Consider the following 12808-nt stretch of genomic DNA (forward strand, 5'->3'; position numbering starts at 1 on the left):
GTTAACATTAAGTGTATGAAATTTATAGATAATAAATAACAGTTTAGTATTTAGATAAAAAGACAATTATTAAACAAGCTAACTCGAATAAGAAAATGCTTAATAATTAGGCGTCGTTACGTGAAATCTGCGACTTTTACTAAGGACTTGGCCTGTATAATTTAAACAGAGGTGCATAAATTGCCAAAACACATAGCCTCACAGACTCTCAGGAGTCATTTCCCTGGTACATAAAAATTATATAGCGCGACAAAGATACTCGTTAGTTTATTTTTAAAGTTATTACAGCATTCGTTTAACCATCTGTAATTCTATTGGGATTTTGATTACCTTAAATAACAGTATCAAAGCTCATCTCTAATCATATATTGTACAAAGTAATTAATTGGTTTTATTTCTATTTGTTATAGGTTTTTTATTATTTAGATAAACAATCGTACAGTTGGGTCAAAGCAAACTGAAATTGACAATATTAGAAGCTAGCTTTTCGTGGAATGAATCAAACAATAACTGTTAAGTCCCCTAACCCCTTTTGTACAAAATAGAGTGAGCGACTTAACTAAAAAAAGCAAAAGATAAAGGCTGATAACCTAATATCTATGGCTAAATGTATAGTGCCACTTCGGACTCATAGGTAATACAATTTATGAGAATTGGAGTAATTAATTTACCTTTTTTGATATGTATACAAACAATATTTCAAATATTGAACTATTATATAATAACGTTAGTGATAGCTTTTTGTTCTAGCTAAATACTTAAGGGATTAAGACACTCGTTATGTACAAAAAATATTATATATTGATAATTTCTGGCATTCTGATTTGCTCAGTAGTTCCTGCAACTGTGTACATGGCAACGATAGGAAAAAAAGCAGAAAAGTCACATACAAAAACTCACTACTATTTTGAGAAAGTTGATAGCCCTATTCAGCCAATTCCACGCAGACTAGAAATTGATAAACAGTGGTTAATCCTCGGTAAAGCGCTATTTCATAGTCCTTTGTTATCTAAAAATAATACAATCTCTTGCTCATCATGCCACTTATTGGACTTTGGAGGTGACGACAGTTTTCCTGTATCAATTGGAGTAAATAATGGGCAAGGTGTACGTAACTCCCCCACCGTACTTAATTCCGTATTTAATTTTAGACAATTTTGGGATGGTAGAGCCGCCTCACTTAGAGAGCAAATCGAAGGTCCAATTCATAACCCGGTTGAAATGGGTTCTACTTGGCCTGAGATAATTAAAAAGCTTAAACAAGATAGTTATTTTAGCGAAACATTTCAAGACTTAAGCTATGAGGGCATAACATCTGAAAATATTATCAAAGCAATTACTACTTTTGAAGAATCTTTAATTACACCGAATGCACCAATTGATAGGTATTTATTAGGGGATAAAACTGCCTTAACAGATCAACAAAAGAGAGGTTTAAATTACTTTATCAATTATGGCTGTAGTACTTGCCATCAAGGAAGAAATATAGGCGGTAATATTTTTCAGAAATTAGGAAGAATAAATACAATACCCAAAAAATTAACATTAGATTTAGGTAAATTTGAAGTCACGGGTCTTGATAAAGATAAGTATGTCTTTAAAGTACCTAGCCTCCGGAATATTACTGAAACTGGGCCATACTTTCATAATGGTGCAGTTGAAAGCTTAACAGAAGCAGTTCGTATTATGGCTAGCTCTCAGTTGGGCAGGCAGTTAACTGATTCAGAGCTTGACGATATAGTGGCACTATTACATGCATTTACCTCTCAAGTAATAGAGGTAAATTATGATGATTAATTTAAAATATATTCCTGAGTTTACATGCTTGTTTTTATTTACAATGTTTTCTACTTTATGGGTTATTTCTATTCAAGAAAACAAAGAAAAAGAAATAAAAGTAAAACCTTTACAACAACTTGAACTGTTAATACCTCAGCATAAAGTACAGCTACTAAATGCAAATTTTAGTGACCAGCAGCACTATGATAAACTAGCTCAAATACAATTTGAAATTGAATCTATACTATTAAAGATGAGGCTTAATAATAAATTTGATGGCTTACTAAACGAGTATAAAGAAAACTCATTACATTACATACAGTTAGCCAGTACGATGAAGACTTCTCTAAGATTAATAGCTCAAAAACCTAACGTAGATGATAAAAATATTATACAAATTATAAATGCTATTCGTTTACAAATATTTTCGTTATTGACTTTACCAAATAAAAAAGATGAATCCTCACTTAGAAAATTATTAGATATTACAGAGGATGGCCAAGTTGAAAATTATCAATATTTAAAGTTAGTTAAGTTGCACAGTGTATTCATATTAGAAAACTACGAATTAACCGCTCATTATCGGCAAAGGCTTATTGATATGAGGGTAGTTGACTCGATTATAGAAGAGTTAGACCTACTAAATAAAGATATTGAAAATATACAATTCAATCAGATTGTTACCTTTTTTTGTTCTTTATTTCCTTTACTGTTCCTCTTTATAATAATTATTAAACGTCATCAATACGCTTTAGAAGAAACATCTGAATTACATCGCAAAGCTGTAGAAGTCAAAACACAATTTTTAGCTAATATGTCACATGAAATTAGAACGCCAATGACTGGCGTTATCGGTTTAGTTGAATTGACATTACAAACTGAGTTAAATCAAGAACAACGTAATTACCTTGAGAAAGTTAAGTTCTCAGCAGATTCATTGTTAGTAATAATTAATGACATTTTAGACTTTTCTAAAATTGAATCTGGTAAGTTAACAATTGAAAATATACCTTGGGAGCATAATAAATTAATCGATAATCTTATCATGATGCTTGGCATGGTAGCGGAAGACAAAGGTATCGAGTTGATTTTTGATATATCGCCGGATATACCATTAGAAATAATGGGTGACCCAGTCAGAGTGAATCAGATTTTATTAAACTTGCTATCAAATGCAATAAAATTTACTGAGGAAGGTCATGTTATTTTCAAGGCTTCATTGGGGAATGATAATGAGCAGTCACAAACAATTATTTATGAAATAAAAGATACTGGAATAGGTTTATCAGATGAACAACAGTCAAAACTATTCGAACGATTCTCACAAGCAGATCAATCGACTACGAGAAAATATGGCGGTTCAGGATTAGGTCTTGCAATTAGTAAATTACTTGTCGATTTAATGGATGGTGAAATAAATGTCTTGAGTAAACTAGCACATGGCTCAACATTTCGCGTAACCTTACCGTTAGGATTAGTCGATGAAAATAAAGGAAATTTAAACCTAATACAGCGGAATAGTAAACATTTATTATTGCTTGAAAATAATAAAGTTACACAAAATGTGATACAAAAAATGGCAGAATCTATTGGCTCAACTGTTAAAGTTTCAAGTAGCGTAAAAGAAGCAATTAATCTTTGCCAGCAAAATAGATTCGATATAGCTTTGGTTGATTGGAGTTTAGATGGCGAAACTGGATTAGATTTTATTAATGAAATAAAGACTAAAAATTGTTGTCCGGAAACATTAGTTATATGCAGTGCCTATAGTCAAGCATACATCGAAAAACATGCACCAGTAGAGAGCACAATTTTATATTTAGCTAAACCGTTAACCTTTTTGTCATTAAGTAAAACAATTAATCTTAATAGTAACATTGATACCCCTCTATCGTTTTTAAAGGAAAATTCAGAAGCTTACAAAAGTGAAAGTAATCAGCTTGTTAAAGGTAAAAATAGTATTTTACTAGTTGAAGATAATAAAATAAATCAGTTGATAGCCAAAAAACTATTAACAAAATTGGGCTTTCATGTTGATTTAGCAGAAAACGGTCGCTCGGCAATCGAATTGATAATGAAGAAAAATTATCGTGTTGTATTAATGGACATTCAAATGCCAATAATGGATGGTAAAGAAGCTACTATAGAACTACGTAAAAGCTATAGTGCAGATGATTTAAATATTATTGCCTTAACAGCAAATATCACAGAAGGTGACATTGAATATTATAAGAAAATAGGCATGAATGGTCATTTAGGGAAACCTTATGAAATTGAAAAAATACGAGAGGTATTATCCGATTTTTATTGTTTGATGTAATGAACGACTGATATTGGTTACATGCTTAGGCAGATTTTATCATTAAGTATTCGTCCTATGTAACTTCATTTGAGATTCTTAACCACTATACAGATTCAATTGGAACGTTTGCTGAAACAGCTATAAATTTCAATAAACTTAAAAATATTTACATTTTCGGCGCATTAAACCGTGGACCTATTACGCTTAACCGTAACTTCGGTTTTGCTTGGGGTGTTAATGGATTTTTATTATTTAATGCACTGGGTAAACTCGGCACAGAAACTGTCGTCGCTATGCGTAAACGTGTCGCTGATGAAATTACTACAACATTTGCAAGTCACTACACACATGAAGTGACATTAGCTGAGGTTTTGAATTTAAAATCGATAGCTGGTTATGCAAAGCAAGCGACTGGTGAAAAGTACTTAATTACACCTCAAAGACAGTAATATTTAAGTAGATTATTTTGTAGATAAGTAAAAGCAGATACTGATTAGGGTATCTGCTTTTTTACCGTCTTATGGCAGTTAAACAGTAACTTAAGCATAATTATTTAACTAAATTTCATACTTTATGAAGATATAGAATGAGCTAACGATGCCTTTTTAGCTGCTTTATTTTTTAAGTAAAATGCTCTCAAATGATCGTAACTTAAGTTGAAAACAAATGCATAAATGGTAATAAAAATGGTAACCCCTAAATCAAGAATAAAAGCATCCCATAAGCTGATCTTGAGGATATAAGCCATCACTGGAATCGTGAAGAATAATAACCCAGCTTCAAACAAACCAACATGAATAATACGTGTTGAAAAGGTTCTTTTTTCTTTTTCACCCTTAACTATTCGGTCAAATGCCATATTAAAAATATAGTTCCAAACCATGGCAATTGAAGCGATTGTTATCATAGTTCCTGATAATGAACTAACCTCATGATCTGTAAATAAAGCCAATCCTGCAATTGACATTGATACTGCTAAAACTTCAAACAAAACCGAGTGAAAAACCCTTTCTAATGTACCCATAACTATCGCTCCAACAAGCATTACTGAATAAAACAAGTCGCTATTATGACTTTTAAAACCGCTAAACAAAGTTAACAGCCATCAGCTTTCGTGATACCTTGTGGTAATTAATTTATTCGTGGTCAGATTATGTATAGTTTTGAGCAATTAAAAGTCTTTGTAACTGTGTGTGAAATGGGTTCCTTTTCCGCGGCCGCGCGAAAATTAAAAAGAGCACAATCTGGCGTAAGTCAGGCTATTGCTAACCTGGAAATATCGGTTAACCAAGAGTTGTTTAACCGTGAAAAAAACATCCCTGTATTAACGGCAAACGGTGCAGCTTTACTACCTGTAGCCCAATCAATATTGCATCAACAGCAGTATTTTGATCAAAAAGTGGAGTCCTTGACGAACAAGGATGAACACGAGTTAGTGATAGCGATAGATGAAAGTCTTGTTGACCGTAAACTGTTATCCGTTTTAGCCTCATTGGCCGACAAATTCCCTATTACAAATGTCGAAATTATCACTGCTTCTTCATTTGATATAGAAGAATGGATTCGAATAGGGAAAGTGCAAGTAGGTATCATATATGCTGATGGTGAACTAAAAGTTGATATGGATTTTTTCCTGTTGGGTCAAGCGAGGTTTTTTACCATTTCATCAAAAGATCACCACTTGGCTAATCTTGATATTGTTCAAGGAGCCGATTTAAAGCGCTATCGTCAATGTGTGCATCGTAGTTTTAAACAAAATGAACTGTGGTTTAGTTATGGTATTAGCTCAATGCTTTGGTATGCCAATACACACCAAACATTAATTGAACTAGTGCAGCAAGGCGTTGGTTGGGCAAATGTGCCAGCATTATTAGTTAAACAAATTCAATCAGATGATATTGTTTGTTTACCAGTAGCACATGAATACAAAGGCTGGATAACGCCTGTTGGTTGCTTAGTTTCTCGGCAACATCAATCAGGGCCAGTACTAAGCAGTTTAATTGCTTTATTGCAGCAACTTAGTTTTGAGGATGCTCATTGGGAAATGGCTGATTAGCCTTGTAAAACACATAACCCGCAAAACCTACTTTGCGGGTTATATGAATAAGGTCTCAAAGTTTAGAAAACAAAATCTTTGCTATCTAATGCCATCATCGAATCTACACCGTTCTGAATACAGGCGGCATGACCTTTAGCTCTTGGCAACATACGTTGGATAAAGAACTGTGCGGTTTTTATTTTCGCTTGGTAAAATGCTTTTTCAGATGTATCAGTCTTTAACTTTTCTTGAGCCACTTTTGCCATTCTTGCCCAGAAAAAGGCTAATGTAACGTAGCCAGCAAACATCAAGTAATCTACTGAAGCCCCGCCTATTTCATCAGGGTTCTTTGTTGCTTTAGCACCAATAGTAACAGTAAGTTCATGCCACTCTTTAGCGTATGCCATGATGGGTTGGATAAACTCAGCCATAGCTTGATCGTCCATATTTTGTTGGCAAAATAGCGTCACATCTTTTGAAAATGGTTTTAATATTTCACCTTGGGTACCTATTATTTTTCGCGCTAATAAATCCAGTGCTTGAATACCGGTTGTACCTTCATATAAACAGCTAATTTTAGTGTCTCGCATGAGTTGCTCCATGCCCCACTCTTTTATAAATCCATGACCACCAAATATTTGTACTCCATGACTGGTCGCTTCAAAACCAAGTTCAGACAAAAATGCTTTTGCAATTGGGGTTAATAAAGCCAATTTAGTTTCAGTTTCAGCTTTTACTGCTTCATTTTTTTCTGCATGGACAATATCAACTAGTTGGGCTAAATAAGATAATAAAGCGCGACCACCTTCAGCAATTGATTTTTGAGTTAATAGCATTCTTCGTACATCTGGATGCACAATAATAGGATCAGCTGGTCCTTGTGGATTTTTCACTCCGCTAATTGATCGCATTTGTAGACGGTCTTTGGCATAGGCTAAAGCACCTTGAAATGAAGCTTCTGCAGCAGCAACCCCTTCGCTTGCAACACCTATTCTGGCTGCATTCATAAAGGTAAACATGCACTTAAGGCCACGGTTTGGTTCGCCAATTAAGTGGCCAGTAGCAGCATCGAAATTAATCACGCAGGTGGCATTACCATTGATACCCATTTTATGTTCGATAGAACCGCAGCTCACGCCATTACGATCTGAAATACTGCCATCTTCGTTTACATTAAACTTAGGTACGATAAATAACGAAATGCCCTTATTACCTTCTGGTGCGCCAGGTATACGCGCAATAACAATATGAACAATATTATCTGATAAATCATGTTCACCTGCAGAGATAAAGATTTTTGTCCCTGACAACGAATAGGTTCCATCTTCGTTAAGCTCAGCTTTGGTGCGCAACATGCCTAAATCAGTGCCACAATGTGGTTCAGTTAAGCACATGGTGCCAGTCCATGTTCCTTCAACAAGTTTTGGCATAAACTGCTGCTTTTGGGTTTCACTGCCGTGGGCTTCAATCGTCGCCAAAGCGCCATGACTTAAGCCTGGATACATGGCAAAACTATGATTCGCACTAGAAAACATCTCGGCAATGTTCATATTTAATGAGTGCGGTAAGCCTTGCCCACCAAATTCAGGTGATTGCGATAACGTTGGCCATCCACCTTCTACATACTGTTTATAGGCATCTTTAAAGCCATCAGGAGTTGTGACGTTTCCGTCAGTCCAAGTACAACCTTGTTGGTCGCCAATTTGGTTTAATGGTGCCACGACTTGTTCAGTTAATTTAGCCGCCTCAGCAATGATGGCATCAATCATATCTATACTTGCATCTTCATAACCAAGACCTTGGTAATGGCATTCACAGCCAAGTAACTCTTGCATCACAAATTTAAAATCGCGTATGGGCGCTTTGTAGTCAGGCATTGTCATTCTCCAAATAATTATTTTATTTAAGGTGGTAACTGACTATTTGGATGATAATTCACACAAATAACATTTCCGAATATTCGATGCTAAGTTAACTAAAGCTATTATCCAAATGCATAATACTTATGACGATCTATTAGTAAAAATAATATGGTATTGATTTATGCTATTTAGTTAATCGGGTCAGTGGGTATTTGTTGCTCGATGTAATTTCCATACCATATACATATACATATACATATACATATACATAGACTGAGCCCTGCCTGTATTCCTTACATGAATAGTTATCTATTAAAACAATTGATTGGATAAATACAGAAACTCCACATAGCATGATTTGGCGTTTAAACGTTCATAAAAGTGGTAGTTAGTTATATTCAGAAGCTTAGGTTAGCTTCTAATTTATTCCCTTGCAGTTATTGAATAACGCAAATAAAAACTAGATGTTTACTGGTTATTAATAGAGCACTCAAGTGTCACAAATAACTTAAGTAAATCAGTTTGTTGACAAGGTTACTTAATAACTATTGGTCATTCTTGGGGATAAATATGAATGTAAAAACAGTACAAATCTTTAAGCACTCTTTAACCGCGTTAGCCGTTTGTGGGGTACTTAATTCATCGGCTATTGCTGAAGAAGTAAACACCAACTCAGAAGAAAAAGATGATATCGAAGTCATCTATGTCACAGCCTCTAAACGCCTAAAAAGCCTGCAAGAGTCACCAGTGGCGGTAACCGTAGTGGACGGCGCTGCAATTAAACAGTCAAATACGCTTGATATTAACGATCTACAAACATTGGTGCCCACTTTACGGGTTACGCCATTACAGCGCTCTACCAATACTAACTTCTCAATTCGAGGATTTGGTAATGGCACCAATAATACCGGGATTGAGCCATCGGTTGGTGTGTTCATTGATGGTGTCTACCGCTCCCGCGCAGCGGCGCAAATAGGTGACTTACCGCGAGTTCAACAAATAGAAGTGCTCAGTGGCCCCCAAAGTACCTTATTTGGTAAAAATGCATCTGCTGGTGTGATCAGCGTAACTACCATGGAACCTTCATATGATTTAGAAGGCATGGTTGAATTAGGCTATGGCAATTACAATCAGCAAATAGTTAAAGGCTATATAACTAATGGGCTCTCTGATACGTTTGCCGTGAGTTTATCGGGCGGTTATAACGCTCGCGATGGTTATGCTGAAAGTATTGTTGGTCTGTCAGATGTTAATGACCGCGACCGTTGGAACATTCGAGGGCAAGCTTTATATGAACCCACTGAAGATGTTAAATTTCGCTTAATAGCCGACTATGGCGAAATTCAAGAGGCCTGCTGCGCTGTTGAAGATTCAATTAATGGTCCTACTACTACTGCCGTTCGCGCATTAGGTGGCATTGTTATCGACGAAAATGATTCATTTTCTTATCAATCTGCACTTAATTCAAATCCTGACAATAATGTCGAAGATGGCGGTGCCTCACTACAAATTGACGTTGATTTTGATGGTTTTGCATTAACGTCAATCAGTGCTTATCGCAGTAATGATTCAGGATTTAAGAATGATGTTGATTACACGTCTTTAGATATTCTCACTGAAGGTGGTCACACAGAAATAGAAACCGTCACTCAAGAGTTGCGCTTAACTTCAACAGGCGAGCGAGACTTTGAATGGATGGTCGGTGCCTATCTGTTCCATGAAGAAGTGATTACTGGCGATACTTTATATTACGGTAATGATAATCGAAACTACTTTGATGTATTAACCGCTGCAGGCGGTGCCCCAGGGTTATTAGCAGGTGTTGAAGGAGTATATGGTCTTGAACCAGGAACATTTTTTTCAAACACCTCAGCCGTTAACTCAGAGTTTGAACAAAAAAATGATGCCTATTCTCTGTTCGCAAGCTTTGATTACCATATCACTGAACAGCTAACGGCTATTTTTGGTGTCAGTTATATTAATGACCAAAAAGACATCACCATAGAACAAACTAATACTGATGTATTTTCTGCAATTGATTTAGATAATGATCTTACCTTGTTTGGTGTGCCCATTGGTTCGATCCCCCAACTAGCTCCTGCAGTTCCAGTATTGAAAGGCTTACAATTTTTACCGCCAATGATGGAATTACCTAACGTGGTAGAAAACCATAAAACAGATGACAGCAAAACCACCTGGTCATTTCGCCTAGCCTACGAAATCAACAATAACGTCAATATATTTGCCACAGCTGCAACAGGCTTTAAAGCGACGTCATGGAATTTGTCCCGTTATAGTAGCCCTTTTGCATCAGATCAAGAGGCATTAGAAACTGCCGGTATTTCACAACCTAACCAAGCTTATGGCGGACGTTATGCCTCTCCTGAAGAAGCTACCGTTTACGAGCTTGGTATTAAAACACGTTTTGAAAATGGCGCTTTTAATGCCACATTTTTTGATCAAACTATTGAAGGATTTCAATCATCTATCTTTATCGGTACTGGATTTGTGCTAGCTAATGCAGGTAAGCAAAGTACTCAAGGGATTGAATTTGACTCCAAATATAATTTAAACAGTGATTGGTCAATCACCTTTGCTGGGACTTACCTTGACCCTGTTTATGATTCCTTTGTTGGCGCATCAGGTCTAGACGGGCCTGTGGATTTATCCGGTGAAAAACCAGCTGGTATCTCTGATTTAAGCCTGACAGCAGGACTTGCTTATAATTATGAAATCGGTGAGGACATATATGGCTACGCTAGAGTTGATTACTTATATGAAAGTGACACTAAATTAGCTGAAAACGTGCCTGATTCATTAACTCGCGAAGTTAATACCGTTAATGCCAGCACCGGATTAGCCTTTGGCAATGGTATCAATCTACAGCTTTGGGTACGTAATTTAACCAACGACGAATACTTATTGTCAGCATTCCCGCCTCCGATTCAAGCAGGTAGTTTTAATGGCTACCCAAATCAACCTCGTACTTTCGGTGCTAACATTTCCTATGAGTTTTAGTTAAGAGAAAGCCTATAGTGACAATGACTTACATTGTCGCTGTTGGCTTTAACCTTTAACGCAATTAATAACACTCTACATTTTTATACTAAGTAAAGAGTAAGCAAATGCCTATTGAAACGATTTTAAAACAACGCTATTCAGCACGTGCGTTTTTGAATAAGCCTGTACCACAAGAAACCTTAAAACACATTTTTGAAACGGTGCAATTATCCCCTTCCAATTGTAATGTTCAACCTTGGCAAGCCTGTGTGGTGTCGGGAAAAACAAAACACAAATTACAACATCAATTCATGGAATTATTAATGAGCGGCGCCAAGCCAAACCCAGACTTTAACTGGACGGCACAATACAGTGGCGTACACCGCGAGCGTCAGTTTGGATCAGCAAATGCGCTTTACACCGAATTAGGCATAGCCAGAGAAGATAAGAAAGCGCGTCAAATGGCAATGCTGCGTAACTGGCAATTCTTTGATGCTCCCCATGCGGTATTTTTTACCATGGATAAATATTTAGACATTATGGGTGCAGTAGATTTAGGTATTTACGCGCAAACACTTTCATTAGTTCTTGCTCAGCATGGCATATCAAATTGTATGCAAGGTGCCTTAGGTCAATTTCCTGATCCTGTGCGAGAAGCATTAAACCTACCTGAGGAACGCGGCATCTTATTTGGCATGTCTTTTGGCTTTGCTGATGACACTAATCCTGTAAATAAAACCAGAACAGACAGAGAGTTAATCGATAATGCAGTCAGTTTTTTCGAATAAATGCCTTTTTATATATGACATTAAAAGAGAATCAACATGCAGTTGGAGCATAAGTTTGCGTTAATAGATCAGACCAACATTCACTATGTTGAATCGAATCTTGTATCAGGCACAGAAGCAAAGCCAACGATCATTTTCCTTCATGGTTTTCCTGAATATTGGGGCGTTTGGCGTAAGCAATTAAGTTATTTCGCTGAAAATTATCGGGTTATAGCGCCTGATTTACCTGGGTACAACTTAAGTGATAAACCTACTGAAGTTGATTTTTACTCTGTCCCCAATTTAATCGCTTTCTTTTCAAAGTTTATTAAACACATTAGCCCAAATAGCGCAGTGATTTTAGTTGCCCATGATTGGGGCGGCGCCATCGCTTGGCCCCTTGCAGCCTTTCATCCACAACTAATATGTAAACTGATTATTTTGAATGCTGCGCATCCAAGTACCTTCACCCGAGAAATGGTTAACAACCCACTACAACGCCAAAAGAGTACCTATATTCATGACTTAATTAGTCAAAATGCAGAGCATTTATTACAGCAAAATAACTATCAATACCTAGCTGAGAACATCATGGTAAGTGCTTATAAAAGTACATTTAGTAATAAAACCAAAGCTGAGTACCGTCAGGTTTGGAGTCAACAAGGCGGCATTAATGGCATGCTGCAATATTACCGTGCAATGCCGCAATATTACCGTGCAATGCCGCAATTAGCGGCAAAAGAAAACACTAATCATTCAGCGCTAAAACAACAAAATAACTGCTCGTCAAAAAGTGAAGACTCGGGTCAATTGAGTCCAATTAAAGACATCGCGACAATAAAAATACCCAATATACGTATTAACCTTCCAACGCTTATTTTATGGGGTGAACGAGACCAAGCCTTTGTTAATGAGAATCTTACCGATATTAACCAATACGTTCCGGATTGCACCATAGTGCGTTTCAAAAATTGCAGTCACTGGTTACAACACGAAAGACCTGCAGAGATAAACCACGTCATGAATCATTTTATTAATACATAATCACAAAAATAAAGGC

The 12808-nt window shown here is 36.4% G+C and carries 8 protein-coding genes and 1 pseudogene; 7 read left to right on the plus strand and 2 right to left on the minus strand.

Annotation, left to right across the window (positions count from 1 at the left end):
• Nucleotides 1-780: 780 nt before the first annotated feature.
• The 3 genes and pseudogenes from BCU57_RS06665 to BCU57_RS06675 form a co-directional block, all read left to right on the plus strand.
• Nucleotides 781-1797 (plus strand): cytochrome-c peroxidase, encoded by a 1017-nt coding sequence (locus BCU57_RS06665; protein WP_102439291.1) that lies wholly within the window; start codon nt 781-783, stop codon nt 1795-1797.
• Nucleotides 1787-4099 (plus strand): response regulator, encoded by a 2313-nt coding sequence (locus tag BCU57_RS06670; protein WP_102439292.1) that lies wholly within the window; start codon nt 1787-1789, stop codon nt 4097-4099. The genes BCU57_RS06665 and BCU57_RS06670 overlap by 11 nt, the downstream gene beginning before the upstream one ends.
• Before the next feature lie 140 nt (nt 4100-4239).
• A pseudogene (locus BCU57_RS06675) lies at nt 4240-4530 on the plus strand (NADH oxidase); the annotation flags it as partial.
• Nucleotides 4531-4652: 122 nt separating this feature from the next.
• Here BCU57_RS06675 and BCU57_RS06680 read toward each other — a convergent pair.
• Nucleotides 4653-5105, minus strand: a complete 453-nt coding sequence (locus BCU57_RS06680) for a PACE efflux transporter (protein WP_102439293.1) — start codon at nt 5103-5105, stop codon at nt 4653-4655.
• 129 nt (nt 5106-5234) lie between these two features.
• Here BCU57_RS06680 and BCU57_RS06685 point away from each other — a divergent pair, with 129 nt between their 5' ends.
• On the plus strand, nt 5235-6137 hold the full coding sequence (locus BCU57_RS06685; RefSeq protein WP_102439294.1) for a LysR family transcriptional regulator: 903 nt from the start codon (nt 5235-5237) through the stop codon (nt 6135-6137).
• Between the two features lie 62 nt (nt 6138-6199).
• Here the strand turns inward: BCU57_RS06685 and BCU57_RS06690 are convergent, their stop codons facing one another.
• Entirely contained in the window at nt 6200-7996 is a 1797-nt protein-coding gene (locus tag BCU57_RS06690; RefSeq protein WP_102439295.1) for an acyl-CoA dehydrogenase C-terminal domain-containing protein, read from the minus strand.
• Between the two features lie 555 nt (nt 7997-8551).
• Between BCU57_RS06690 and BCU57_RS06695 the strand changes: the two genes are divergently transcribed.
• From BCU57_RS06695 to BCU57_RS06705, 3 genes are all read left to right on the plus strand, one after another.
• Nucleotides 8552-10999 carry a TonB-dependent receptor gene (locus BCU57_RS06695; RefSeq protein ID WP_102439296.1) on the plus strand — a complete coding sequence of 816 codons (2448 nt, stop codon included), beginning with the start codon at nt 8552-8554 and terminating at the stop codon, nt 10997-10999.
• Between the two features lie 107 nt (nt 11000-11106).
• Nucleotides 11107-11769, plus strand: a complete 663-nt coding sequence (locus BCU57_RS06700; protein WP_102439297.1) for a nitroreductase — start codon at nt 11107-11109, stop codon at nt 11767-11769.
• A 36-nt stretch (nt 11770-11805) separates the two neighbouring features.
• The gene (locus tag BCU57_RS06705; protein WP_102439298.1) at nt 11806-12792 is read left to right on the plus strand and encodes an alpha/beta fold hydrolase; all 987 of its coding nucleotides are present in this window, start codon (nt 11806-11808) and stop codon (nt 12790-12792) included.
• The last annotated feature ends 16 nt before the right edge of the window (nt 12793-12808 follow it).

It is taken from the genome of Shewanella sp. 10N.286.48.B5 (assembly GCF_002874355.2).
GTDB lineage: Bacteria > Pseudomonadota > Gammaproteobacteria > Enterobacterales > Shewanellaceae > Shewanella.

Coding starts and splice junctions, on each gene's coding strand:
- BCU57_RS06695 (WP_102439296.1), top strand. CDS start 8,552: ATGAATGTAAAAACAGTACAAATCTTTAAGCACTCTTTAACCGCGTTA.
- BCU57_RS06685 (WP_102439294.1), top strand. CDS start 5,235: ATGTATAGTTTTGAGCAATTAAAAGTCTTTGTAACTGTGTGTGAAATG.
- BCU57_RS06670 (WP_102439292.1), top strand. CDS start 1,787: ATGATGATTAATTTAAAATATATTCCTGAGTTTACATGCTTGTTTTTA.
- BCU57_RS06665 (WP_102439291.1), top strand. CDS start 781: ATGTACAAAAAATATTATATATTGATAATTTCTGGCATTCTGATTTGC.
- BCU57_RS06705 (WP_102439298.1), top strand. CDS start 11,806: ATGCAGTTGGAGCATAAGTTTGCGTTAATAGATCAGACCAACATTCAC.
- BCU57_RS06690 (WP_102439295.1), bottom strand. CDS start 7,996: ATGCCTGACTACAAAGCGCCCATACGCGATTTTAAATTTGTGATGCAA.
- BCU57_RS06680 (WP_102439293.1), bottom strand. CDS start 5,105: ATGGGTACATTAGAAAGGGTTTTTCACTCGGTTTTGTTTGAAGTTTTA.
- BCU57_RS06700 (WP_102439297.1), top strand. CDS start 11,107: ATGCCTATTGAAACGATTTTAAAACAACGCTATTCAGCACGTGCGTTT.